This is a genomic window from Nonomuraea sp. NPDC051191, from assembly GCF_044455665.1.
GTDB lineage: Bacteria > Actinomycetota > Actinomycetes > Streptosporangiales > Streptosporangiaceae > Nonomuraea.
Genome location: NZ_JBITEZ010000002.1, coordinates 14,249 through 38,443, shown reverse-complemented (window position 1 = coordinate 38,443; position 24,195 = coordinate 14,249). Strand labels below are relative to the sequence as shown.

Sequence of the window (24,195 nt, the reverse complement as noted above, 5' to 3'; positions counted from 1 at the left end):
TCGGGAAACGGTCTGCGCACCGCCGAGAGCCGCGTAGCATCATCCGGCATGGGGCTGTGTAACACGGCATCACGTGTGAGGCGGGCCGCTGTCAGTGTGACAGTGGTGGCTTTCGCGCTCACCTTGTCAGGTTGCGCCGCCCTGGGCATCGGAAGGTCCCAGGCCAAGGAGATCGCGGAGATCAACGTCTCGAGCCCGGAGTTGCGCGACGGCATGCCGCTGCCGGGCGAGTACTCCTGCCGGGGCCGCCAGGGCAGCCCGCCGCTGCGCTGGTCCAGCGAGCCCTTGCCGAAGGCCAAGTCGATCGCGATCGTGGTCGACTCCCACACTCCCTCCGAATCGGCCGTTCACTGGGTGCTCTACAACATCCCGGCGACCACGACCGAGCTGGGGCCGGGTGCCGCCGAGAGTCCGCCCGAGGGCTCCGGCCAGGCCAAGGTCACCAGCGGGAAGGCGGGCTACGAACCGCCCTGCAACACCCCGGGCAGCTACCGGTTCACCGTCTACACGTTGAACGACAAGGTCGAGGCGAAAGAGGGCGGGCTCCCCGAGATCTTGAAGGAGATCGCCGACCACACGATCGCCCGGGGCCGGCTGACGGCGGTGAACATCCAGTGACAGGGCGATCACCGCAGGTAGACCGGATGGACCAATTCTTTGCGTAGGGTGTGACAACTCTCATAGTGGTCCGACAGAATCAGATCCAATTGTTAGGCATTGGTGATCAAAGGGGGCAGATCGCGTCGATGGCCGCGCGATCTCACCGATGCCACAGGGAGGCCATGGCTTTGAGGGTGGTGCAATGATCGCGGTCGTCGTGAGCTTGGTCGCTGTCGTGCTCCTCGTGCTCGTCGTCGTGGCACTGGGCATGCGTTCCATGAACCGCCGGGAGAGCTCTCTCCCTCCGGAACGGCTGAAGGAGATGGCCGAGAAGGAGGAGATGACGCACGCCCGGTCCACCGACGAGTTCGCCGCGCACGAACCACGGATGGCCAATTTCAGCCCTGACTTCTCCCCGATCGACGAGGTGAAGCCCAAACCCGTCCGCACCGGCCAGCGTGGCAGGCGTGGCGTCGACGAGTGGGGCAACCCGACCACCGACCACGAGGACGAGGAGTTCTGGGCGAACATCCGCAGCGACGCCGAGGAGGGCGGTTTCGGCGCCGGCGGCACCGTGGCGGCCAGGAAGGGCGCCGCGCGTCCCGTCGATCGCGAGCAGCCCGCAGAGCGCCGTGAGCGCCCGGCCGAGCGCCGTGAGCGTCCCGCGAAGCCGCAACCCGTGGCCGCCGCGGCCGACCCCAACGCCGCGACCGTCCAGGCCCCCCTGCCCCAGCGCCAGCCCGCCCCGGCCGCCGCGGCCAACCTCGCCGACCTGGTGGAGCCCGCCAAGCGACCGGTTCCCTCCGCGTCCGACATGGCCGACCAGCGCACGGTGACGTTCGCGGCGCCGACGCCCGACGTGCTGAGCCTGCTCGGCGGGGCCGCCCAGCCGGTCGTGCCGGCCTCGCGTCCCGAGGCCCTGCCGGCGAGCGGCGCCCACCCCGCGAACGGCAACGGCTCGTTCCCCGCCTCCCCCTCCTACCCGGCGACGTCCGGCGGGTCCTACTCCGGCGTCACCTCCAGCGGGTCCTTCCCGGTCGCCCCGGTCACGCCCATCCACGGCGCGCCGACCAGCGACCCGTTCCCCGCCTACAACAACGCGGCCGACCCCCTTGAGACGACCTGGACGGGCGCGCCCGCCGCGGCCACCTCGGGCTCCTGGCCCGCCGCCTCGCCCGACATCCTCGACGACCCCTCCCCGGCCTCCTACGCCGCCCCGGCCGGCTCCTGGCCCGCCTTCGTCGAGCAGCCCGCGGCCACCGCCTCCCCGTCCGCCGCCTTCCCGGCGTCGTACGAGGTGCGCGCCGGCTGGGCCGTGGCCGACGACTCCGGCTCCCCGATCACCGGGCCCTCCCCGGCCACCGGCACCCCGACCGTCCCCGCCCGCGCGGTCTCGGCCTACGACGACGTGCTGTCGGCTCCTCCGGCGACGCCCCAGCCGTCCTCGGTCGCGTACGAGACGGGCGACTTCGCCGCCGGGCCCGGCCCCGCCTGGCCCGAGCCGCCGTCCGGCACGGCGAACTGGCCGACGTACGGCGGGCAGTCGCAGGACGCGGCCGCTCCCGGCCAGGCCGACAACGGCGGCGGCCGCCGCCGGGCCCCGGAGCAGGACTACAACGACTACTACCGCTGATCTCCGGCCCCTTACCGAATGAGTAAAACCCCCGCGACGACCCGCTAAAGCGGGGGTGGCGCACCACTAGGGTTTCCGACATGATCGGCGATACCCTCAGTAGCTGGTTGCGTACGCTACGGCATGATCTACCCGCTTCGCTCGTGGTCTTCCTCGTCGCAGTCCCGTTCTCCCTGGGCATCGCGACGGCCTCGGGCGCACCGCCGGCCGCCGGGCTCATCGCCGCCGTCGTGGGCGGGGTCGTGGCCGGCTCGCTGGGCGGATCGGCCGTCCAGGTGAGCGGGCCCGCGGCCGGGGTGTCCGTGGTGGTCGTCGAGCTGGTGCGCATTCACGGCTGGCGGGCCACGTGCATGATCACGCTGCTGGCGGGGGCCGTCCAGCTGGTGCTCGGCGTGGTCAAGGCGGCCAGGGTGGTGCCGGTCCTCTCCCCTGCGGTCGTCCGCGGCCTGCTGGCGGCGGTGGGCGTGATCCTCGCGCTCTCCCAGCTCCACGTGGTCCTCGGCGGGCAGCCCCAGCTCTCGGCCCTGGCCAACCTGGCCGACCTGCCCGGGCAGATCGCCGGCCTCCACGGGCACAAGGTCGCGCTGGGCCTGTTCACGATCGTGGTGCTCGCGTTGTGGACGCGGCTGCCCGAGCGGGTCAGGGCGGTGCCGGCGCCGCTGGTCGCGCTGCCGGCCGCAGCGGGCGTCGCCTGGCTGTCCGGCTGGGACGTCACCCGCGTCGACCTGGCCGGCAGCTTCTCCGGGTGGGGCTTCCCCGTGCTGCCGTCCGCCGACTGGCACACGATCGTGGGCGCGGTGCTGCTCGTGGCGATGCTGGGCAGCGTCGAGTCGCTGCTGGGCGCGACGTCCGCCGACGGAGGTCACCCCGGCCGTCGCGCCGACCTCGACCAGGAGCTGGCCGGACAGGGCGTGGCCAACATGGTGTCGGGGGCGCTGGGCGGCCTGCCGATCGCCGGTGGAATCGTGCGTACGGAGGCGAACGTGCGGGCCGGCGGGCGCACCCGGTCGTCGTCGATCCTGCACGGGGTGTGGGTGCTGGTGTTCGCGGTGGGGTTCGGCTGGACGGTTCGGCTGATCCCGCTGGAGGCGCTGGCGGCGCTGCTGGTGTTCACCGGCGTGCGGATGGCCGGCCTCGCGCGCCTCAGGAAGGGCCGCGGGCACGGCGAGGTGCCGGTCTACGTGGTGACGGTGGTGTCCGTGCTCGTGCTGGGCCTGGCCGAAGGGGTGCTGGCCGGGCTGGCGCTGGCCGGGCTGCTCGCGCTGCGCCGGCTGACCTGGGTGAACGTACGCAGGCGCGAGGAGCAGGACGGCCGCCTGCACGTGACGGTCACCGGCTCGCTGACGTTCCTCGGCGTGCCCAGGCTCACGCACGGGCTGCGGTCGATCGCCGCGGGCACGCCGGTCGACCTCGATCTCTCCATCGACTTCATGGACAACGCGGCGTTCGAGGCCATCCACTCCTGGCGGCTGGACCACGAGCGGACGGGCGGCACGGTCGACCTCGACGAGCCGTACGACGAGTGGTACGCGCTGGCGGCCCGCGGGACCCGTACCGGCAGGTCCCCCGACCGGCGGTGGGTGCCGTGGACGCCGCGGACGCGTCCGGGACGCCGCACCATCCCCGACGACGGCGGCTCGGCCCCGGCCACCTGCACCGAGGGGTCGCGCGAACTCCACCACCGTGCGGCTGCGCCGGTGCGGCCGATCTTCACTGAGCTGGCGGGCAAGCAGCAGCCGACCCATCTGTTCATCACGTGCGCCGACTCCAGGATCGTGCCCAGCCTGATCACAGCGAGCGGCCCCGGCGACCTGTTCACCGTGCGCAACATCGGCAACCTGGTGCCGCGCCGCGGCTCCGAGCCGCACGACGACTCGGTCGTGGCCGCGATCGAGTACGCCACGCAGGTGCTCGGCGTGCGCACGATCACCGTGTGCGGGCATTCCGGATGCGGGGCGATGGCCGGGGTGCTCAGCGCCGGGGTGCAGGCGGGCAGCCTGCCGGGGCTGCGGCGCTGGCTGCGGCACGGGAACCACAGCCTGGCCAGGTTCATCGAGACCGAGGGCGACCGGCTGCACAACGGGGCCCTCGACGTGTTGTGCCGGGTGAACGTGCAGCAGCAGCTGGAGAACCTGCGGACCTACCGGAAGGTGGACGAGCAGGTCAGGGCGGGCAAGCTGGAGCTGGTGGGCCTGTACTTCGACATCGGGTCGGCGCGGGTGCACCTGGTGCCGCCGCTGCGGTCTTCGCTCTCCGTGAAGTTGTGAGCCCGCGTCCCGCCGGGCGCCGAAGATGGGTTCATGAATATTTTGCTCATCGGCGGCACAGGGTTCCTGGGGCGCGCCATCGCGGAGGAGGCGTTGGCTCGTGGCCATGAGGTCACGACGTTCAACAGGGGGCTGAGCGGCGACGACGTGCCGGGCGTCGAGACCGTGCGTGGCGACCGCGAGTCCGTCGCCGACCTGGAGCGGCTGACCGACGGGCGGTCGTGGGACTTCGTGGTGGACACGTCCGGGTATGTGCCGCGGGTGGTGGGCGAGTCGGTGCGGGCGCTGTCGGGCAGGGCGGCGACGTACGCGTTCATCTCCAGCGTCTCGGCCCTCGACGGGTTCCCGGCCAAGGCCGCCACCGAGGACACCGCCGGATGGCCGTGCGAGCCCGACGCCGGCCCCGACGACGGCGACTACGGCGTGCTGAAGGCCGGCTGCGAGCGGGCGGTCGAGCAGGGCTTCGACGGCAACGCGTTGATCATCCAGCCGGGGCTGATCCTCGGGCCGCACGAGAACGTGGCCCGGCTGCCCTGGTGGCTGACCCGTATCTCGCGGGGCGGCCGGGTGCTGGCGCCGGGCGATGCCGCCACGCCGATGCAGCTCGTCGACGCCCGCGACGTGGCGATCTTCACCCTCGACCAGGCCGAGCGGGGCGTCGCCGACCGGTTCGCGGTGACCGGCCCGGCGGGCAACACCACCTACGGCGAGTGGCTGGAGCTGTGCAGGCAGGTCACCGGGTCCGACGCGGAGCTCGTGTGGATGGACGCGGAGTTCCTGGTCGAGCAGGGGGCGGGCACGTTCGTGGAGCTGCCGCTGTGGGGCGGGCCGGCGTCCGAGGAGATCGACCACTTCTGGAGCGTGCCGACGGGCAAGGCCGAGGCGGCGGGGTTGCGGGCGCGTCCGGTCGCGGAGACCGTGCGTGACACGTGGGCGTGGCTGCGCGAGATCCCGGAGGAGCAGCGTTCCTACGGCCGCAGAACGGTCCACGGGATGGCCCCGGACAAGGAGGCCGGCATCCTCGCCGCCTGGGACGCCCGCTCCTCCTGACCCTCACGGCGAACCGTCCGGGCCCGGCGACGCGCCACCATCGGCGGCCCGCCGGCCCCGGGCAGGCGGCCGGGGCCAGATGGGCGGGCGGGCCCGGATGAGGCTGAAGGGGCCTCGTTCCGGTGCCGAGAACCTCGTGACGTGGGAATGCGCATACACCGCAAACCGGCGGGCAGGTGACCCACGGTGTACGTGAACTCACGGGGGAGGGTTCGACGATGACGTACCAGAGCAGGCCCGTCACGGGCTGGGTGGGCTGGGTATGGTTCGCCGGCATGCTCATGATCATGTCCGGCGTGTTCAACATCATCACCGGCCTCTACGCGGTGATCAACAGCGGGCTGTTCGTCCGCACGCCATCCCGCCTGCTGTTCTTCAACATCGGCACCTGGGGCTGGATCCATCTGCTGTTCGGGATCGTCCTGCTCCTGACCGGTATCGCGGTGACCGTGGGGCAGACCTGGGCCCGCATCGTGGCGGTGGTCCTCGTCATGATCAACGCGATGACACAACTCACCTGGATCGCGGTCAACCCGTGGTGGTCGCTCGCGGTCATCGCGGTGGACGTGCTGGTGCTGTACGCACTGATCGTGCACGGCCGGGAGGCCCAGGAACTGGGAGGTGAGAGACGAGCCGGCCTGTAGGCCGGGTTCTGTCCTTCGCGAACGAAGGGGCGACCATCCATCTAGGGCCGCCGTTGCCGGCGGCCTCAAGCGGTCTACCCGCGCGGCTCGGGCGGGCAGCCCTCGAACGTCGCGCGCGGAACGCTCCGGAGAGCGTCCCTTCTTGACCTTGCTCCGGGTGGGGTTTACCTAGCCGCCCACGTCACCGTGGGCGCTGGTGGTCTCTTACACCACCCTTTCACCCTCACCCCCCACCGAGGCGGGGGGCGGTCTGCTTTCTGTGGCACTGTCCCGCGGGTCACCCCGGGTCGGCGTTACCGACCACCCTGCCCTGTGGAGCCCGGACCTTCCTCGGCGGGCCCGGAGGCCCGACGCGGCCGCCCGGCCGACTCGTCTACAGGAAGATTATCAAACCTCAAGCCGTTCCCAACCGAGTCGCAAGATCGATTGGGTGGAATGGGCATGTCACCGCCTGAGGGGGGCGGAGGCAGCAGTGGCCGCGCCGGGATGTTCTGGCGGCTCCCGGCGCGGCCGCGCTCAACGCAGATGGGCCGTGTCGTTGAACGACTTCACCACGGCCGGGCCATCGGCGTAGTACTCGATCAGCGACAGGCAGGCCAGGTCGAGGTGCATCCGGTAGAGCGCGCCCAAGGGCGCGGTCAGCGCTTCGCGCAGCAACATCTTGATCGGCGTCACGTGGGAGACGGCGAGCACGGTCTTGCCCTCGTAGCGCTCCACCAGCCGCTCCCCCGCCGCCTGGACGCGACGGGCCGCCGTGGCGAAGCTCTCGCCACCGGGCGGCGCGGTGTCGGGACCGGCCAGCCACGCGGCCAGCTCGTCGGGCCACTGGCGCTGCACCTCGGTGAACGTGTGCCCCTCCCAGGCGCCGAAATCGGCTTCCCTGAGGTCTTCGTCCACCTCGACGTCGAGCCCGGTGCGCTGCGCCACGGCCTCGGCCGTCTGCCTGGCCCGCCTGAGCGGCGAGGAGACGATCACCTCCGGCCGGTACGGCTCCCGCGACAAACGTTCGGCGGCCGCCGCGGCCTGGGCCAGCCCGTTGGCGGTGAGCTCGGCGTCGCCGAGGCCGGAGAAGCGGCGTTCGACCGACAGCGGTGTCTCGCCGTGCCTGAGCAGCAGCAACGAGGTGGCCACGCGGGTGGGCGGGGCCCAGCCGGTGCCCTTGGTGCGCTGCTGGGCGGCGGCCACGGAGGCCGTGGGGGCCGACAGCCCGGAGATCTCGCCCGCGTCGAGGAGGTCGGTCTGCTCGACCACCACCGGCGGCGTGCGGACCGCCGCGCCGGGCACGGGCACCGCCGGTGCGCCGGCGTCGTGGGTGCCGCCCGCCTTCCAGGTCAGGCCCTTGGCGGCGGCGTCCATGGCCTCGTTGGCCAGCCGGTCGGCGTGCTTGTTGTGCTCGCGCGGGATCCAGGTCCACTCGACCACCCGCAGCCGCCTGGCCAGCGCGCCGGCCTCCAGGGCGAGCGGGCGCAGGCCCTCGTTCTTGATCTTCCAGCGGCCGGCCATCTGCTCGATGACCAGCTTGGAGTCCATCCGCACGGCCACCTCGGCGCCCTCGCCGCCCACCCCGAGCACGGTGGTCAGCCCGGCGATCAGCCCCCGGTACTCGGCCACGTTGTTGGTGGCGACGCCGATCGCCTCGGCGGCCTCGGCCACGACCTGGCCGTCGGCGGCGTCCCTGACGACCGCGCCGTAGCCGGCCGGGCCCGGGTTGCCACGCGAGCCGCCGTCGGCCTCGATGACGTACGACGTCACAGGCCGGACTCCGGGGTGCGGACCAGGATCCGCCGGCATTCCTCGCAGCGCAGCACCTCGTCGTGGGGGGCGGCCTTGATGGAGTTCATCTCGGCGATGGACAGGGCCACCTTGCAGCCCTGGCAACGGCCGCCGCGCAGCATGGCGGCGCCCACGACGTACTGGTCCTTGAGCTTGTCGTAGAGCTTCAGCAGGTCGGCGGGGATCTCGCCGGCGACGGCGGCGCGGCGGGCCTGGACCTCGCCCGCCTCCTTGTCGATCTCCTGCAGCGCGGCGTCGCGGCGGTCTTCGGCGGCGGCGCGGGTGGTGGCCACCTCGTCGCGCTGGGCGACCAGGTCGGTGGCCTTGCCATCGGCCGCCTCCCTGCGCTCCATGATCTCCAGCACGATCTCCTCCAGGTCGCCCTGGCGCTTCTGCAACGAGGTGATCTCGGACTGCAGGCTCGCCAGGTCGCGGGGGGAGGTCACGGCGCCGGAGTCGAGGCGCTTCTGGTCACGGTCGGCGCGGGTGCGCACGGCCTCGACGTCGGTCTCGGCCTTGGTCTGCTCGCGCGCGAGGTCGCCGGCCTCGGTCTCGGCCTCGATGACCTGGGTGACGAGCCTGGCCAGGCGCTTGGACTGCTCGTCGATCTCGGCCAGCTCGGGCAGGGTGCGCCGGCGGTGCGCCAGCCGGTCGATCACGGAGTCGAGCTCTGCCAGGTCGAGCAGTCGCTTCTGGGCCTCAGGGGCTGCTTTCATGATCAATATCCTCTTGTCCAAGCATCGGTGACCGTGGCGGAGACGCGCGTTTCAACGGTAACGCCACTGGAGCGCAGGATGGACGCCGCGCTGTCGAGCCAGGGCCACTCGGTGGCCCAGTGGGCGGCGTCGATCAGGGCGGGGCCGCCAGACTCGACGAACTCGCTGGCCGGATGGTGCCGCAGGTCGGCCGTGAGGAACACGTCGACGCCCGCGGCCCTGGCCGCGCCGAGCAGTGAGTCGCCCGCGCCGCCGCTGACCGCGACGCGTGTCACGGGGCGGGCCAGGTCGCCCGCCACGCGCAGGCCGCCGGAGGTGCGCGGCAGCCCCTTGGCGGCGCGCGCGGCGAACTCCCCCAGCGTCGAGGGCTCGCGCAGCTCGCCGATGCGGCCCAGGCCGCGCCAGGGGTCGTCGGGGAAGGGCTGGAGCGGTACGAGGTCGCCGGTCAGGCCCACGGCCCTGGCCAGGGCGTCGGAGACGCCGGGGTTGGCGGTGTCGGCGTTGGTGTGGGCGGTGTAGAGGGCGACGTCGTGCTTGATCAGCCGGTGGATCAGGCGGCCCTTGGGGGTCGTGGCGGCCACGCTCGTGGTGCCGCGCAGGTAGAGCGGGTGGTGGGTGACGATCAGGTCGGCGCCCCACTCAAGGGCCTCCTCGGCCACGACCGCGACCGGATCGACGGCGAACAGCACCTTGTGCACCCGTTCGGCAGGGTCGCCGCAGACCAGCCCCACCGCGTCCCACGACTCGGCCCGGGCGGGCGGGTAGGCCGCCTCGAGCACCTCGATCACCTCAGTCAGCGTCACAGCAGCCACCTGCGCAGACTACCGGCCCGCGGGAGGGCCGCGCGGGGCGTGGCGGAGGGTGTCGCCAGAACGCGGTTCGGCGTACTGTAAGTGGATCCTGACTTCGCGGAGGACGGCATGGCACCCAGCGTCGCGATCATCGGAGCGGGCTTCGGCGGCCTGTGCATGGCGATCCGGCTGCGGCGTGCCGGAATCGGCTCCTTCACGGTCTTCGAGAAGGCCGCGGACCTCGGCGGCACGTGGCGGGACAACAGCTATCCGGGGGCGGGCTGCGACATTCCATCGCATCTGTACTCGTACTCGTTCGAGAAGTACGCGAGCTGGACCCGTCGCTACCCGGCCCAACCCGAGATCCTCGGCTACCTAGAGCATTGCGCCGATAAATACGACGTCAGGCGAACAATTCGCTTCGGGACGGAAGTGCGGCGGGCGGTCTTCGACGGCCGCCGCTGGCAGGTGACCAGCGCCCGCGACGGCGTCGAACACACCGAGGCGTTCGACGTGGTCGTCATGAGCGTGGGCCAGCTCAACCGCCCCCACCTGCCCGAGATCCCCGGCATGTCCGACTTCGAGGGCGTCTCCTTCCACTCGGCCCGCTGGAACCACGACCACGACCTCACCGGCCGCCGCGTCGCCGTGATCGGCAGCGGCTCGTCGGCGGCCCAGCTCATCCCGACCGTCGCCGAGCGGGCCGCGCATCTCGACGTCTTCCAGCGCACGCCCAACTGGGTGATCCCCAAGCCGGACGCCACGTTCGGCCCGCTCGCCCGGCTGGCCTTCCACCACGTCCCCGGCCTCCAGCGGGCCTACCGCGAGTGGATCTACCGGTACGCCGAGGCCACGCTCTACCCCGCCCTGGCCGAGGGGTGGAGCGCCGGCCTGCTGAGGAAGCGCGCCCTGGCCCACCTGCGCGCCCAGGTCCCCGACCCCGTCCTGCGGGCGAAGCTGACGCCCGGCTATCCGCCCGGCTGCAAGCGCGTCGTCATCGACAGCGCCTTCTACCCGGCGCTGACCAGGCCGGACGTCGAGGTCGTGACCGACCCGATCGTCCGGATCGGGCCGAAGGGCGTGGAGACCACCGAGGGCCTGCGCGAGGCCGACACGATCGTGTACGCGACCGGCTTCCGCAGCACCGAGTTCCTGGCCCCGATCGAGGTCACCGGGCTCGGCGGGCGGTCGCTGGCCGAGCAGTGGCGCGACGGCGCGCACGCCTACCTCGGCATCTCGGTGCCCGGCTTCCCCAGCATGTTCCTGCTCTACGGCCCGAACACGAACCTGGGCCACAACTCGATCATCTACATGATCGAGTGCCAGGTGGACCACGTCATGGCGTGCCTGCGGCGGGTGGCCGAGCAGGGGCCGATCGAGGTGCGTCCCGAGGCTATGGCCGCCTGGAGCCGGCAGCTCGACGCGGCCATGGCCCGCATGGTGTGGGGCGAGGGGTGCCGGAGCTGGTACAAGACGGCCGAGGGACGGGTCACGAACAACTGGCCCGGCTCGACGACGCTCTACCGGCGGCTCACCGGCAGGCCGCCGCGCGGGGCTTACCGGCCCGTCGCGGAAGGGACGTCTTCGGCGTAGGAAGGCGTGGGGGACGGTCAAGGAGGGGCCGTCTTCGGTGTGGCGGACAAGATGGCGGGGGAAAATCGCGCTTCGGGTGCATTGGAGCAGGTCGGGCGCGCGCGGTAACGTCCTTCGCATGACGCTTCCCCTGCACCGGCGTGCCGTCGTGGCCGACACCCACAATGATCTCCTCATGGCGGTCTCCGCCCGGCCGCCCCAGCAGTGGGCCTCCTTCTTCCGCGAGCGGTGGCTGCCCCAGCTCGTCGAGGGCGGGGTCGACCTGCAGATCCTGCCGGTCTTCATCGACGACCAGTACCGGCCCGAGGGCGCGCTGCGGCAGACGCTGCGCATGATCGAATGCGCCCACGTGATCGCGGAGGGCAACCCCGACGCCGTACGACTCTGCCTGGACGCCTCGGCGATCGACGCGGCGCTGGAAGAGGGCAGGATCGCCCTGGTGCTGGCGCTGGAGAGCATGCCGGGGCTCGACGAGAGCGTGGAGCTGATCTCGACCGTCCACCGGCTGGGCGTGCGGGTGGCCTCGATCGCCCACTTCGGGCGTACGCCGCTGGCCGACGGCAGCGCCGAGGACGCCACCGGCAGCGGCCTGACCAGCCGCGGCGTGGCCGCCCTGAGCGAGATGGAGCGCCTGGGCATGGTGTTCGACGTCTCACACCTCGGCGCGTCGGGCGTGGCCCACGTGCTGGAGCTGGCGACCAAGCCGGTGATGGCCACCCACTCCGCGGCCCGCGCCCTGCGCGACCACCACCGCAACCTCACCGACGACCAGCTCCGCGGGGTCGCCGCCACGGGCGGCGTGGTCTGCGTGAACTTCTACGCCCCCTTCCTGGCCGACCGCATGGAGGACATGACGCTCGACCGCCTGCTCGACCACATCGAGCACGTCGCGCAGGTGGCCGGGATCGACCACGTCGGCCTCGGCCCCGACTTCATCCGCGAGGTCATGGACGACCTGACGCCCCCGTGCTGCGAGGACCTGGAGCCCGATGGCCTCGACCCCAAGGCGTCGGTCCCCGGCCTGGAGGGGCCCGCCGGGCTGCCCATGGTGACCGAGGGGCTGCTCGCCCGCGGCCTGCCGGAGAAGGACGTCACCAAGATCATCGGTGGCAACGTCCACCGGTTCCTCGGAGAGCGGCTGGCATGATCGAGGATCTGGAGGAGCTCGTCCTGTGCGAGTCGTTCTCGCGCGACCTGGAGGCCGTGGCCCGCAGCGCCGAGGTCGTGGCCGCGATGGGAGCCCGTCACCTGGGGGCGAAGCCGGAGTTCCTGGTCCTCGACGGCGTCACCCATCTGCGCTGGACGTTCGGCACGCCCCGGGTGCTGCTGCTCGGCCACCACGACACCGTCTGGCCGATCGGCACGCTGGCGACCCACCCGTGGTCGGTCGTGGACGGGGTGGCGCGCGGGCCGGGCGTGTTCGACATGAAGGCCGGGCTGGTGCAGACGTTCCACGCGCTCGCCGGGCTCGACTCCCTCGACGGCGTCACGCTGCTGGTCACCGGTGACGAGGAGCTGGGCTCGATCACGTCCGCGCCGCTGATCACGGACACCGCGCGCGGGCTGGCCGCCACGTTCGTCATGGAGGCCAGCGCGGACGGCGGCGCGCTGAAGACGTCCCGCAAGGGCACGTCGATGTACACGTTGCGGGTGCGCGGCAAGGCCGCGCACGCCGGGCTGGAGCCGGAGAAGGGCGCGAACGCGGGCGTCGAGCTGGCGCACCAGATCCTGGCCATCGCCGCGCTCGGGACCGGTGACACCACGGTCACACCGACCGTGCTGCGCGGCGGGACCACGCTCAACACCGTCCCGGCCGAGGCGACCGTGGGGGTCGACGTGCGGGCGAGCACGGTGGCCGAGCAGCTGCGGGTGGACGCCGCGATGCGGGAGCTGGTCCCGGCGGTGCCCGGCACGCGGCTGGAGGTCGAAGGGGGCCCCAACCGGCCGCCGCTCGAAGCCGCGATGTCGGCCTCGCTCTACGCCCTGGCGCAGGACCTGGCCGAGCGGCTGGACGTGGGCCCGCTGCCCTCCGCCGCGGTGGGCGGCGCCTCCGACGGGAACTTCACCGCGGGGGCGGGCTGCCCGACGCTCGACGGGCTGGGCGCGGTGGGCGGCGGCGCGCACGCCGACCACGAGCACGTGGTGGTGGCCGAGATGCCACGCCGCACCGCCCTCCTCCGCGCCCTCATCGAGGCGGTGCGCTGAAGGAGCGAGGCTGTGCACCCAGGTGCACCCAGGTGCACCCAGGTGCACCCAGGTGCACCCAGGTGCACCCAGGTGCGTGAGGCTGCGCACCCCTGTGCGCCCAGGCGTGCCGGGAAGCCGGGCCCGCGTCATGGCCTCGCGCCGGACGGACGGGTCCGGCCTCGGGGCCGGGGTGATCATCGGGGACAGCATTCTGTCACTCCTTCACCAGTGGTATCGGTACAGTGACTCCCTGTAGTCATGTGACGTGCGCCGCCACTCTCGGGGCGCACGTTGACCAGGGAGGTTCCCATGACATTCATGCTGACCGCCGCTCGCCGGACGGCCGCCCTAACCCTTTGCGCGGCCGCCGCGCTCGCCGTCCCGTTCGGGGCGAGCCCGGCGGGCGCCGCCGCCGCCGACGAGCCGGGCGTGCTGCTGTTCATCACCGTCACGCCCAGCAACGGCGGCGGCGCGTACTCGATGCGGCTCACCTGCGACCCCGACGGCGGCACGCACCCGCGCCCCCGGACGGCCTGCGCGGAGCTGCACGAGGTCGACGGCGTGATCAAGGACCTCAACGTCGACCCGGGCGCCTGCCCGCGCAACTACGCGCCGGTCGACGTCCACGTCAGAGGCCACTGGTACGGCCGCACGACGTCCTACGACAGAAAGTTCGAGAACGACTGCGTCATGGAGCGCACGCTCGGGGCGCTCGTGAAGTGAGCCCCGGCCGTGCCTGACATGCCCGTCCGCGATTCGCGGGCGGGCATGTCGCCGTCCGGCGGGCATAGTGGGGGCATGACGAGCCGGGAGGAGGCCGCCGCGGCGGCGGCCAAGAGTGGTGTGGTGATCCGCGAGTTGCACGAGATCGGCGAGTTCTCGCAGGTCTTCCGGCTTTTCGAGCAGATCTGGCGGCCCGATCCGGGCAACGCGCCGGTCAGCGTCGAGATGATGATCGGGTTCGCGCACGCCGGGAACTACGTGACCGGGGCCTACGAGGGCGACGTGCTGGTGGGGGCGTCGGTGGGCTTCCGCGCGGCGGGCGGCGCGCTGCACTCACACGTGACGGGCGCGTCGATCGGGCGGGGCATCGGCTACGCGCTCAAGCTGCACCAGCGGGCGTGGTGCCTGGAACAGGGCCTGGAGCGCGTCACCTGGACGTTCGACCCGCTCGTCCGCCGCAACGCCCGCTTCAACCTGGTCAAGCTGGGCGCCCGCCCCGAGGAGTACCTGCGCGACTTCTACGGCGTGATGGCCGACGCGATCAACGAGGGCGACTCCTCCGACCGCCTGCTGGCGGTGTGGCCGCTGGACGAGCAGCCGATCGAGCCACGGGTCGAACCCGCCGAAGGCCGCCCCCGGGTGCTGGAGGAGGGCGGCGACGGCCCGCTCGTCCGGGCGGCGGACACGGACACGGACGCCGACGTCGTTCTGGTGGGCACGCCGCGCGACGTCGAACGGCTGCGCGGGCAGGACCCGGCGGCGGCCAGGGCCTGGCGGGCGGCGATGCGCGAGGTGCTCGGCGGCCTCATGGAGTCCGGCGGACGGGTGGTGGGGCTCACCGACCACGGGGACTACGTGGTGGCCCTGACCGGATAGTTCACCGGCGTAAGAGATCTGCGTAAGGTGACGGTACGGGAAGCCGAACAAGGAGATCCGCATGACGGACTTCACCCCCACCGTCCCGGCGCGAATCCTGCCGTCCGTCACCGTCCGCGACCTGCCCGCCCCTCCCCGCTCGACCTGGCGCGTCATCGGCCCCGGGCTGGTCGGGGCGGGGGTGGGGCTGGCGTCGGGCGAGTTCATCATCTGGCCCTACATCGCCTCCCAGGTGGGGCTGGTGTTCGTCTGGGGCGCCGCGGTCGGCATCGTCACCCAGTGGTTCCTGAACATGGAGATCGAGCGGTACACGCTGGCCACCGGCGAGACCGCGCTGACCGGGTTCAGCCGGATGTGGAAGCACTGGGGCCTGGTCTTCGTCGTGATGACGCTGGCCTCGAATCTCTGGCCGGGCTGGGTGACCACGTCGGCCACGATGGTGACGTACCTGACCGGGTCCGGCGCGGGCGGCGTGCGGTGGATCGCGATCGGCATGCTCGTCGTGATCGCGCTGGGCCTGACGCTGGCGCCGGTGATCTACACGGCCCTCGAACGGGTGATCTTCGTGAAGATCGCCCTGGTGGCCACGCTGGCCGTGGTCGCGATCCTGTTCGCCGTCAACGCCGACAGCTGGGTCGAGCTGGGCAAGGGGCTCACCGTCAGCGCGCGTTTCCCCGCAGAGGAGCTCGGGATCGCCGTGCTCATGGGCGCCGTCGCCTACGCCGGCGCGGGCGGCGGCCAGAACCTGTGCCAGAGCAACTGGATCCGCGACAAGGGCTTCGGCATGGGTTCGTACGTCCCGCGCCTGGTCAGCCCGGTCACCGGCGAGGAGGAGGCGGCCGCCTCGACCGGCTTCCAGTTCCCGCCGACCGAGGGCAACCTGGCGCGCTGGCGCCGGTGGTGGCGCTTCGCCAACGCCGAGCAGGGCGCCACGTTCGCGCTGGTGTCGTTCCTGACGATCGCGCTGATGTCGATGCTGGCCTACTCGACCGTCTTCGGCCGGCCGGAGGTGGCGGGCAAGAACGACATCGGCTTCCTGAAGGTCGAGGGCGAGGTGCTGCAGGGCGCGGTCGGCACGTGGTTCGGGGTGCTGTTCTGGGTGATCGGCGCGCTGGCCCTGTTCGCCTCGGCGATGGGCATCGTCGACTACACCTCGCGGCTGGCCTCGGACACGATCAAGACGGTCTACCTGCGCGACCGGCCCGTCTCGGTGAACCGGGTCTACTTCGTCACCGTCTGGGCGATGACGCTGGTCGGGATCGCGATCCTGCTGCTCGGGTTCGACCAGCCGCTGATCCTGCTGGTGTTCTCGGCGTGCTTCGCGGCGGTGATGATGTTCGTCTACTCGATCCTGCTGATCGTGCTGAACCGGCGGTCGCTGCCGGAGGCGATCAGGGTCAGGTCGTACCGGCTGGGGGCGCTGGTCTGGTCGGTGGCGTTCTTCGGGACGCTGACCGTCCTGGTGGTCGTCCAGCAGGTGCAGAAGCTGACCGGATGAGCGCCGGGATTGACCTCAAGTTCGCTTGAGGTAGGACACTCGGCGGCATGGATGTTGTCGAGGTGACGAAGTTCGGTGGTCCCGAGGTGCTCCGGGTGCGGCGGGTGGACGATCCCGTCGCGGGGCCGGGACAGGTGGTGGTCGGCGTCTCGGTGGCCGACGTGATGTCGCTGGACGCCCAGTTGCGCGCCGGATGGGGACAGGAGTGGTTCCCCAACCGGCCGCCGTTCGTGCCGGGGACCGGGGTGGCCGGGCGGGTGCTGTCGGTGGGCGAGGGGGTGGACCCCGCCTGGACGGGACGGCGGGTCGCGGCCCTGGTGCCGGGCGGGTACGCCGAGCGGGTCGTGACCGGGGTGGACACCCTCGTGCCGGTTCCCGACGAGGTCAGCTCGTGGCTGGCGGCGGCGTTGCTCCAGGTCGGCCCGGCGGCGATCAGCCTGGTGACGGCGGCGGAGCTGAAGCCGGGGGCGCGGGTGCTGGTCACGGGGGCCGGCGGGGCACTGGGCCTGCCGATCGTCCGGCTCGCGCGGGCCGCCGGCGCCCGGGTGACGGCCGCCGCCCACGGCCCGGCCAAGCGGGCGGCGGCGCTGGCGGCGGGCGCGGCCGAGGCGGTCGACTACCCCGCCCTGACCGCCACCGGCTTCCGGACAGCCGAAGCGAGCGGGGACGCGGTGGGGGCGTTCGACGTGGTCTTCGACGGGGTCGGGGGGCGGGTGGGGGCCGAGGCGTTCGCGTTGCTCGGGCCCGGCGGGGTGTTCTTCGCGTACGGGGTGCCGAGCGGCTCGACGGCGCTGGTGGACCCCGCCGAGGCGGCGCGGCGCGGCGTGCGGCTGGTCGGCATGGAACAGGTGCAGTTCGCCCCCGAGGAGTTCCGTCGCCTGGCCGGGCAGGCGCTGGGCATGGCGGCCACCGGCGAGCTGACGACCGTCGTCGGCCTGGCCGTGCCGCTCGACCGCGCCCACGAGGCGCACGCCGCCCTGGAGGCCCGCGAGCTGGTCGGCAAGGCGGTGCTGCTGGTCACCGCCCAGGCCGTGCGCTACCACGAGCACGGCGGCCCCGAGGTGCTGGCGCTGGAGGAGGTGCCGCTGCCCAGGCCGGGCGCCGGGCAGGTACGCGTGGCGGTCCGGGCGGCCGGGGTGAACGCCCTGGACTGGAAGCTGCGCACCGGCTTCCGGGGCACGCCGCCCGACGGCCCGCAGGGCACCGGGATCGAGCTGGCCGGAACGGTCGACGCGCTCGGCCCGGGGGTGACCGGCCTGGAGGTGGGCCAGGCGGTGTTCGGCCAGGTCGCGTCGGGGGCGGCGGCCACGTACGCGCTGGCCGAGGCCGCCGCGCTGCGTCCCAAGCCGGAGCACCTGTCGTACGCGGAGGCCGCCGCGCTGCCCGTCGCCCTGGAGACCGCTCACCGCACGCTGGAGGAGCTGGGCCTGCGCGCGGGCGAGACGCTGCTCGTCCACGCGGTCGCGGGCGGCGTCGGCCTGGCCGCCGCGCAGCTCGCGCTGGCCCGGGGCGCCCACGTGGTCGGCACCGCGAGCGAACGCCACCACGCCTTCCTGCGCGAACTCGGCGTCGTCCCGATCACCTACGGGGACGGGCTGGAGCAGCGCCTGCCCGGCCCGGTGGACCGGGTGCTGGACGCCTCAGGACGCGGCGAGGTCGGGCTGTCGGTCGGGCTCACCGGCGACCCGGACAAGGTGCTCACCATCGCCGACCCGGCGGGCGCGGCCGAGCACGGCGTGCGCTTCTCCACGGGCAAGGGCGGGACGTTCCCGGTGGACGTGCTGCCGCGCGTCCCGGTCGCGGAGGTGTTCCCGCTGGAGCGGGCGGCCGACGCCCATCGGCGCAGCCAGGACGGCCACTTCCTCGGCAAGCTCGTCCTGGACGCGGAAGCCTCCTTGCCGCGATAGCGGGCACACTGGGCCCATGCTGGAAACCTCCGCCCGCCTGCTCAAGCTGCTGTCGCTGCTCCAGGCGCATCGCGAATGGACGGGCCCGGAGCTGGCCACCCGGCTGCGGGTCTCGACCAGGACGATCCGCAACGACGTCGAGCGCCTGCGCTCGCTGGGCTACCCCGTGCACGCCACGCCCGGGACGGCCGGCGGGTACCGGCTCGGCGCCGGAGCGGCGCTGCCGCCGCTGCTGCTGGACGACGAGGAGGCCGTGGCGGTCGCGGTGGGCCTCGGCCGGGCGGCGGGCGGCGGGGTGGAGGGCATCGAGGAGACCTCGGTGCGGGCGCTGGCCAAGCTGGAGCAGGTCCTGCCCGCCCGGTTGCGGCGCAGGGTGAACACCCTCAACGCCTACACCGTGCAGGTCCCCGGCTCGGGGGCGGCGCCCGTCCGGCCGGAGGTGCTGACCGCGATCGCGAACGCCGCCCGCGACCACGAGCGGCTGCGCTTCGACTACACCGGGCACGACGGCTCGCCCGCGGTCCGGGACGTGGAGCCGTACCGGCTGGTCCACCGGCGGGGGCGGTGGTATCTGGTGGGCTTCGACGTCGAGCGGGACGACTGGCGCACGTTCCGGGTCGACCGCCTGCTGCCCCGGACGCCGACCGGCCCCCGGTTCACGCCCCGGGAACTGCCCGGCGACGGCGACCTGGCCGCGTACGTCGAGAAGGGCGTCAGCACGGCGATGTGGCGCCACCGCGCGACGGTGCTGCTGCACGCGCCCGCCGCGCACATCGTGGCGCTGCGGCCCGGCCTGGCGGTCGAGCCGGCCGGCGAGAACGCGTGCCTGCTGGAACTCGGCGGCGACGACCTCACCGGGATGGCGGCGTGGATCGGCTTCCTCGGCGTCGACTTCGAGGTGCTCGACCCACCGGAGCTGGCCGAGACGGTCCTCGGCCTGTCGGAGCGCTACCGGCGGGCGGTCAGCGGACGGTAGGAGCCCGGTCAGCGGACGGCGGCACTCTCGCGGCATGACGAACATGACCTGCGTCGCAGGCGGCAATGACGACTTCCAGCTTGTCACGCACCTCACTGTCACCGGCAGCCAGTTCGAGATCGGCCGGGTGCTCACCGAGGAGGCCCGCCGGCTCGGCTGGTCGCCCAGGGCCGCCGACCCCGCGGTGAACAGGGCGAGGATGTCCTGGTTCGAGCGGAACTGGCCGCAGCACCACGCCCGTCTGGACGGCGCGGCGGCCGCGCTCGGCCTCGACCCGGACCAGGACGACCTGGCCCTCGACGGCTGGAACCGCGTGCCCGAGGGCTCGGCCTGCTCCGGACTGTGGTGCCCGCCGTCCGCCTCGGCCGACGGCCACGGCAGGGTGGGCCGCAACTACGACTTCTTCGTCTCGACCGCCAGTGAGATCAGGGGCAGGCAGCCCCGCCCGGACGAGCTGCCCATGGGCGCCCGCCCCTACGTGATCACCACCGTCCCCGACGACGGGCTCGCCTCGACCGTCATCACCATGGACGACCTCGACGGCTGCATGGACGGCATGAACGAGGCCGGTCTGACCGTCATGCTGCTGCTCGCCGACGTCGAGAACGCCGCGCCACCGGCGCACACCGCCCCGCAGGTCGGGCTGGGAAGCACCCAGTTGCCCAGGTTCCTCCTGGACACCTGCGAGACCGCGGCCCAGGCCAAGCAGGCGCTGCTGGCCGCCAAGCAGTACGACCACGGCCTGCTCCTGCACTACCTGGTCGCCGACGCGCACGGCCAGGCGTTCGTCTGGGAACGCGGCAGGGACGGCAGCGAGCACGCCGTCGAGTTCGGCGACGGGCCGCTGTGCGTCACCAACCACCTGCTGCACCGCCACCCGGACCCGACGGACCTGCCCGCCGACACCACGCCGAGCCTGGGCACCTACGGCCGGCTGCGCACCCTGTACGAGCGCAGCAAGGGCGTCACCCTGTCCGGCCTGGACCTGCGCGACCTGCTGCGCGCGGTCCGGCCGGACGAGGACCCGGGCGCGCCGTTCCGGACGTTGTGGACCACGGTCTTCGACACCGCCGACCGCACCCTCGCCACCCGCTTCTACCTCGGCGACGGCCGCGACTACAGCGAGGAGCTGGTGTTCCCCGCCTCGGCCAGGTAGCCCTCGCGCACCTTCGAGCGCGACAGCTTGCCCGTGGGGGTGCGCGGGAGCCGCTCGCGGTACTCGACGACCTTCGGGTGCTTGAACCGGGCCAGCCGGGGCCCGCAGTGTTCGAGCAGCTCGGCGGTGAGCGCCGGGCCCGGCTCGACGCCCTCGGCGGGCTGCACGAGGGCGACCACGTTGTGGCCCCACTCCTCGTCCGGCACGCCGATGACGGCGACGTCGGCCACCGCGGGATGCTCCAGCAGCGCGGCCTCGATCTCGGCGGGGTAGATGTTCACCCCGCCGGAGACGATCAGGTCGGTGCGCCGGTCGCACAGGAACAGGAAGCCGTCCTCGTCGAGGTAGCCGATGTCGCCGGGGGCGTACCACTCCCCCAGCATGCTGGCGGCGGTCTTGGCCGGGTCCTTGCGGTACTCGAAGGAGCCCATCGACGACTTGACGTAGATCATGCCGGGTTCGCCGGGCGGCAGCTCCTCGCCGTTCTCGTCGCAGATCCTGGCCTCGAACGTCGGCGCCGGGCGGCCGACCGTGCCCGGCCTGGCCAGCCAGTCGTGCGGCTTGACGGAGAAGGCGATCGTGGACTCGGTCGAGCCGTAGTACTCGTACAGCACCGGGCCCCACCAGTCCATGATCGCCTGCTTGACGGCGACCGGGCAGGCCGCGGCCGTGTGGATGACCTGCCGCAGGCTCGACACGTCGTACTTGGCCCTGACGTCCTCGGGCAGTTGCAGCATGCGGTGGAACATGGTCGGCACCATCATGGCGTTGGAGACGCGGTGGCGCTGGATCAGCTCCAGGATGTCGACCGGGTCGAACCTGGGCGTGATCACCACCGTGTGCCCGAGGTGCAGCGCGAACTGGGTGTGCGCGCAGGGCGCCGAGTGGTACATCGGCGAGGTCACCAGGTGCACGGCGTCGCCCGGCGTGAGGTCGACGACCTCGCCGAGGAACCACGTGTACAGCGGCACGATGGCCTCCGGCTCGGCGTCGGGCAGCGCGCGCTGCACGCCCTTGGGGAAGCCGGTGGTGCCGGAGGTGTACCACATGACCGCCCCCGCGGTCCGCCCGGCGGGCGCGTCCGCGGGCTGCCCCTCGGCCAGCCCGGACGTGCCGACCTCCCCGCCCGGGACGGTGTGCGCCGCGTCGGTGACCACGACCTTGGCGTCGCAGTCGGACAGGATGTAGGCCACCTCGGAGTCGGTGAGGTGCCAGTTGACCGGCACGTAGTAGAGCCCGATCTGGCCGGTCGCCATGAGCATGACGACGGCGTCGAGGCCGTTGGTCAGCACGCCCGCGACCACGTCGCCCTTGCCCAGCCCGCGCGCCCGCAGGCCGTGGGAGACCTGGTTGACCCTGGCGAGCAGGTCGCCGTACGTGGTCTCGGCGCCGTCGGTGTCGATCACGGCCAGGCGGCCGGGGTCGGCCGCTGCGATGGCGTAGAAGCCGGGAAGGCCGCTGATGTCCATCTACAACTCCAGGAGTTCCGCTAGCCGGGCCCGGTGGATGCGGGGCGGGCCGAGCAGCACCTCGTCGGCCTTGGCCCGCTTGTAGAACAGGTGCGCGTCGTGCTCCCAGGTGAAGCCTATGCCGCCGTGCAGGAGCAGGTGGTCGCGGGCGACCTCGAAGCAGGCGCGGCCCACGTACGCCTGGGCCAGGGCGGCGGCGCCGGGCAGCTCGCCGGGGGACTCGTCGGCGGCCCAGGCGGCGTACCTGACGATCGACTCGGCCTGTTCGAGCTTGCCGTGCATGTCGGCGAGCTTGTGCTTGACGCCCTGGTAGGAGCCGATGTAGCGGCCGAACGCGACGCGGATCTTGGCGTAGGCGACGATGGCGTCCAGTGAGGCGCGCAGCACGCCCAGCTGCTCGGCGGCGAGCGCGACGCACAGCCGGTCGCCGATGCCGCTGCCGTCGGGCGGCCGGCCGAGCACGCGGGCGGGGGCCTGCTCCAGGGTCACCCGGGCCTGGCCGCGCGTGAGGTCGAGGGTCTCCAGCGGCGTCCGCGTGACGCCGGGTCCGGCCAGGTCGACGGCCGCCAGCAGCACGCCGCCGTCGGGGGCGGCGACGGGCGCGAGCAGCACGTCCGCCTCCATGCCGGACAGCACGCGCGGCAGGGCGCCGGTGACGGCCGCGCCGTCGAAGGCGAGGTCCTGCTCGGGCTGGACGAGCGTGGCGGCGACGCGGCCCTCGGCGATGGCGCCCAGCAGCTCCTTGTCGGGCACCTGGGTGAGCGCGAGCGCGGCGAACTGGGTGGCGAGGAAGGGGCCGGGCAGCAGCGCGGCGCCGGTCTCCTCCAGGGCCACCGCGAGGTCGGCGAGCCCGGCCCCCGCGCCGCCGTGCTCCTCGGGGACGACCAGGCCGGACAGGCCCAGCTCGCCGTTGAGCCGGGCGTACACCTGGGGGTCGTAGCCCTCGCGGGCCTTGCGCAGCGGCGAGGCGGCGCGCAGGAAGTCGCGCACGGCCTCGCGGAGCTGCCGCTGTTCCTCGCTGAGTACGAGCTTCACCCCTGCGTCCCCACCTTCAGGTCCTTGAACGGCACGGTCTTGTCCATCCTCGGCTCCGGCGGCAGGCCGAGCACCCGGTCGCCGACGATGTTGCGCATGATCTCGTTGGTGCCGCCGCCCAGCGCCATGCCGGGGGCCAGCGAGATCGACCGGGACAGCGGATGGTCGCCGACCACCGACTCGGGGCCGGCGAGCTGGGTGGCGAGGTCGGCCTGGAACAGGGTCAGCTCGGCCAGCAGCAGCTTGGCGGCGCTGCCGCGGGCGCCGGGGAAGATCCCGGCCCTGGTCTCCTGGGCGAGCCGCTGGTTGAACAGCGCCAGGGCGCGGCTGCGGATGTGCAGCTCGACGAGCTGGTCGCGGACCAGCGGGTCGCTGGTGTCGAGCGTCTCGCGCAGCGCCTCGAACGTGGCCGGGTTGTCCTTCTGCCCGCCCATGCCGACGCCGGCGGAGATCGACAGCCGCTCGTGCAGCAGGGTGGTGACGGCCACGCTCCAGCCGTCGTCGACCTCGCCGATCCGGTGCTCGTCGGGGATCGTCACGTTGTCGAAGAAGATCTCGTTGAAGTTGGCCCTGCCGGACATGTCCTTGAGCGGCCTGACGGTCACGCCGGGGTGGTGCATGTCCACCACGAACATGGTCAGGCCGCGGTGCTTGGGCACCTCGACGTCGGTGCGGGCCAGCAGCAGGCCCCAGTCGGCGTGGTGGGCGACCGACGTCCAGACCTTCTGGCCGTTGACGACCCAGGTGTCGCCGTCGCGTACGGCGCGGGTCTGGAGGCTGGCCACGTCGCTGCCGGCGCCCGGCTCGGAGAACAGCTGGCACCAGATCTCCTCGCCGCGCAGCAGCGGCCGGACGAAGCGCTCGCGCTGCGCGTCGGTGCCCCGGTCCACCAGCGTCGGCCCGGTCATGCCCAGGCCGATGGAGAAGACGTACGTGGGGAGGGTGTGGTCGCGGGCCTCGGCGGCGAAGGCGCGTTCCTCGGCCTGCGTCAGCCCCTGGCCGCCCCACTGCCGCGGCCAGGTGATGCCGGAGTAGCCGGCGTCGTAGAGCCTGGCCATGAACTCCTTGGCCTGGGCGAGGGCGTCGGCCGCCGGCTGATCGCCGGCCGGGACGTTGTCGCGCAGCCACTCCGCGGCGGCACGCCGATACTCTGCAAGGTCCACATCGACTCCTTGGCATCAGTGTTCACTTACTCTAGTCAGGTCGCGGCGGCACGCATAGAGCAATGCTCTGGAGGGCCTTTCGACCGTATTTGCGGCCGAATCTCCGCCAATTAGGACCATCACCACCCCCTGTGATCA

Annotated in this window: 20 protein-coding genes, 1 other RNA gene and 1 pseudogene; 14 read left to right on the top strand and 8 right to left on the bottom strand. The window is 72.6% G+C overall.

Going from position 1 to position 24,195, the window contains the following annotated elements:
* Window positions 1-105: 105 nt before the first annotated feature.
* From ACIA8R_RS04790 to ACIA8R_RS04775, 4 genes are all read left to right on the top strand, one after another.
* Window positions 106-618: a YbhB/YbcL family Raf kinase inhibitor-like protein gene (locus ACIA8R_RS04790; RefSeq protein ID WP_357697904.1), complete on the top strand. Its 513-nt coding sequence runs from the start codon at window positions 106-108 to the stop codon at window positions 616-618.
* Window positions 619-817: 199 nt separating this feature from the next.
* Window positions 818-2,233: a hypothetical protein gene (locus ACIA8R_RS04785; RefSeq protein WP_364090208.1), complete on the top strand. Its 1,416-nt coding sequence runs from the start codon at window positions 818-820 to the stop codon at window positions 2,231-2,233.
* An 80-nt stretch (window positions 2,234-2,313) separates the two neighbouring features.
* A complete protein-coding gene (locus ACIA8R_RS04780; RefSeq protein ID WP_397036594.1) occupies window positions 2,314-4,500 on the top strand; it encodes a SulP family inorganic anion transporter in 2,187 nt (728 codons plus the stop codon).
* Window positions 4,501-4,533: 33 nt separating this feature from the next.
* Window positions 4,534-5,550 (top strand): NAD-dependent epimerase/dehydratase family protein, encoded by a 1,017-nt coding sequence (locus ACIA8R_RS04775; RefSeq protein ID WP_357697899.1) that lies wholly within the window; start codon window positions 4,534-4,536, stop codon window positions 5,548-5,550.
* Window positions 5,551-5,869: 319 nt separating this feature from the next.
* On the opposite strand, the gene ACIA8R_RS04770 is transcribed toward ACIA8R_RS04775, so the two are convergent.
* The 5 genes from ACIA8R_RS04770 to ACIA8R_RS04750 form a co-directional block, all read right to left on the bottom strand.
* Window positions 5,870-6,106 (bottom strand): hypothetical protein, encoded by a 237-nt coding sequence (locus tag ACIA8R_RS04770; RefSeq protein ID WP_397036591.1) that lies wholly within the window; start codon window positions 6,104-6,106, stop codon window positions 5,870-5,872.
* A 69-nt stretch (window positions 6,107-6,175) separates the two neighbouring features.
* Window positions 6,176-6,566: RNase P RNA component class A (gene rnpB / locus ACIA8R_RS04765), an RNA gene on the bottom strand.
* 144 nt (window positions 6,567-6,710) lie between these two features.
* Window positions 6,711-7,946 carry a bifunctional RNase H/acid phosphatase gene (locus tag ACIA8R_RS04760; RefSeq protein WP_357697895.1) on the bottom strand — a complete coding sequence of 412 codons (1,236 nt, stop codon included), beginning with the start codon at window positions 7,944-7,946 and terminating at the stop codon, window positions 6,711-6,713.
* On the bottom strand, window positions 7,943-8,683 hold the full coding sequence (locus tag ACIA8R_RS04755; RefSeq protein WP_357697893.1) for a C4-type zinc ribbon domain-containing protein: 741 nt from the start codon (window positions 8,681-8,683) through the stop codon (window positions 7,943-7,945). Before ACIA8R_RS04755 ends, ACIA8R_RS04760 begins: the two co-directional genes overlap by 4 nt.
* Window positions 8,684-8,685: 2 nt before the next feature.
* Entirely contained in the window at window positions 8,686-9,486 is an 801-nt protein-coding gene (locus ACIA8R_RS04750; RefSeq protein ID WP_357697891.1) for a Nif3-like dinuclear metal center hexameric protein, read from the bottom strand.
* A 117-nt stretch (window positions 9,487-9,603) separates the two neighbouring features.
* Between ACIA8R_RS04750 and ACIA8R_RS04745 the strand changes: the two genes are divergently transcribed.
* The 10 genes and pseudogenes from ACIA8R_RS04745 (at window position 9,604) to ACIA8R_RS04700 (ending at window position 20,390) form a co-directional block, all read left to right on the top strand.
* On the top strand, window positions 9,604-11,067 hold the full coding sequence (locus ACIA8R_RS04745; RefSeq protein WP_397036588.1) for a flavin-containing monooxygenase: 1,464 nt from the start codon (window positions 9,604-9,606) through the stop codon (window positions 11,065-11,067).
* Window positions 11,068-11,185: 118 nt separating this feature from the next.
* Window positions 11,186-12,214 (top strand): membrane dipeptidase, encoded by a 1,029-nt coding sequence (locus ACIA8R_RS04740; protein ID WP_357697887.1) that lies wholly within the window; start codon window positions 11,186-11,188, stop codon window positions 12,212-12,214.
* Window positions 12,211-13,272, top strand: a complete 1,062-nt coding sequence (locus tag ACIA8R_RS04735) for a M20 family metallopeptidase (RefSeq protein WP_397036586.1) — start codon at window positions 12,211-12,213, stop codon at window positions 13,270-13,272. The genes ACIA8R_RS04740 and ACIA8R_RS04735 overlap by 4 nt, the downstream gene beginning before the upstream one ends.
* A gap of 291 nt (window positions 13,273-13,563) precedes the next feature.
* Window positions 13,564-13,977 (top strand): SSI family serine proteinase inhibitor, encoded by a 414-nt coding sequence (locus ACIA8R_RS04730; RefSeq protein ID WP_397036584.1) that lies wholly within the window; start codon window positions 13,564-13,566, stop codon window positions 13,975-13,977.
* Window positions 13,978-14,052: 75 nt separating this feature from the next.
* Window positions 14,053-14,853, top strand: a complete 801-nt coding sequence (locus tag ACIA8R_RS04725; protein ID WP_397036582.1) for a GNAT family N-acetyltransferase — start codon at window positions 14,053-14,055, stop codon at window positions 14,851-14,853.
* 61 nt (window positions 14,854-14,914) lie between these two features.
* On the top strand, window positions 14,915-16,351 hold the full coding sequence (locus tag ACIA8R_RS04720) for an Nramp family divalent metal transporter (protein ID WP_364090231.1): 1,437 nt from the start codon (window positions 14,915-14,917) through the stop codon (window positions 16,349-16,351).
* A gap of 47 nt (window positions 16,352-16,398) precedes the next feature.
* Window positions 16,399-17,352: pseudogene (locus ACIA8R_RS04715) on the top strand (zinc-binding dehydrogenase); the annotation flags it as partial.
* Between the two features lie 12 nt (window positions 17,353-17,364).
* Window positions 17,365-18,258, top strand: coding sequence for an NADP-dependent oxidoreductase (locus ACIA8R_RS04710; RefSeq protein WP_397037310.1), 894 nt, complete (start codon window positions 17,365-17,367; stop codon window positions 18,256-18,258).
* 16 nt (window positions 18,259-18,274) lie between these two features.
* Complete coding sequence (locus ACIA8R_RS04705) at window positions 18,275-19,234, top strand: YafY family protein (RefSeq protein WP_364090234.1); 960 nt, start codon at window positions 18,275-18,277, stop codon at window positions 19,232-19,234.
* A 34-nt stretch (window positions 19,235-19,268) separates the two neighbouring features.
* Complete coding sequence (locus ACIA8R_RS04700) at window positions 19,269-20,390, top strand: C45 family autoproteolytic acyltransferase/hydolase (protein WP_397036579.1); 1,122 nt, start codon at window positions 19,269-19,271, stop codon at window positions 20,388-20,390.
* Here ACIA8R_RS04700 and ACIA8R_RS04695 read toward each other — a convergent pair.
* From ACIA8R_RS04695 to ACIA8R_RS04685, 3 genes are read right to left on the bottom strand one after another with little or no spacing between them, the layout of a single operon-like run.
* Window positions 20,351-21,859 (bottom strand): AMP-binding protein, encoded by a 1,509-nt coding sequence (locus tag ACIA8R_RS04695; RefSeq protein ID WP_397036577.1) that lies wholly within the window; start codon window positions 21,857-21,859, stop codon window positions 20,351-20,353. The genes ACIA8R_RS04700 and ACIA8R_RS04695 overlap by 40 nt on opposite strands.
* On the bottom strand, window positions 21,860-22,894 hold the full coding sequence (locus ACIA8R_RS04690) for an acyl-CoA dehydrogenase family protein (RefSeq protein ID WP_397036575.1): 1,035 nt from the start codon (window positions 22,892-22,894) through the stop codon (window positions 21,860-21,862).
* Window positions 22,891-24,057: an acyl-CoA dehydrogenase family protein gene (locus tag ACIA8R_RS04685; RefSeq protein ID WP_397036573.1), complete on the bottom strand. Its 1,167-nt coding sequence runs from the start codon at window positions 24,055-24,057 to the stop codon at window positions 22,891-22,893. Before ACIA8R_RS04685 ends, ACIA8R_RS04690 begins: the two co-directional genes overlap by 4 nt.
* Between the last annotated feature and the right edge of the window lie 138 nt (window positions 24,058-24,195).

Coding starts and splice junctions, on each gene's coding strand:
- ACIA8R_RS04780 (WP_397036594.1), top strand. CDS start 2,314: ATGATCGGCGATACCCTCAGTAGCTGGTTGCGTACGCTACGGCATGAT.
- ACIA8R_RS04775 (WP_357697899.1), top strand. CDS start 4,534: ATGAATATTTTGCTCATCGGCGGCACAGGGTTCCTGGGGCGCGCCATC.
- ACIA8R_RS04770 (WP_397036591.1), bottom strand. CDS start 6,106: ATGACCGCGAGCGACCACCACGGGTTGACCGCGATCCAGGTGAGTTGT.
- ACIA8R_RS04755 (WP_357697893.1), bottom strand. CDS start 8,683: ATGAAAGCAGCCCCTGAGGCCCAGAAGCGACTGCTCGACCTGGCAGAG.
- ACIA8R_RS04745 (WP_397036588.1), top strand. CDS start 9,604: ATGGCACCCAGCGTCGCGATCATCGGAGCGGGCTTCGGCGGCCTGTGC.
- ACIA8R_RS04740 (WP_357697887.1), top strand. CDS start 11,186: ATGACGCTTCCCCTGCACCGGCGTGCCGTCGTGGCCGACACCCACAAT.
- ACIA8R_RS04735 (WP_397036586.1), top strand. CDS start 12,211: ATGATCGAGGATCTGGAGGAGCTCGTCCTGTGCGAGTCGTTCTCGCGC.
- ACIA8R_RS04730 (WP_397036584.1), top strand. CDS start 13,564: ATGACATTCATGCTGACCGCCGCTCGCCGGACGGCCGCCCTAACCCTT.
- ACIA8R_RS04725 (WP_397036582.1), top strand. CDS start 14,053: ATGACGAGCCGGGAGGAGGCCGCCGCGGCGGCGGCCAAGAGTGGTGTG.
- ACIA8R_RS04720 (WP_364090231.1), top strand. CDS start 14,915: ATGACGGACTTCACCCCCACCGTCCCGGCGCGAATCCTGCCGTCCGTC.
- ACIA8R_RS04705 (WP_364090234.1), top strand. CDS start 18,275: ATGCTGGAAACCTCCGCCCGCCTGCTCAAGCTGCTGTCGCTGCTCCAG.
- ACIA8R_RS04700 (WP_397036579.1), top strand. CDS start 19,269: ATGACGAACATGACCTGCGTCGCAGGCGGCAATGACGACTTCCAGCTT.
- ACIA8R_RS04695 (WP_397036577.1), bottom strand. CDS start 21,859: ATGGACATCAGCGGCCTTCCCGGCTTCTACGCCATCGCAGCGGCCGAC.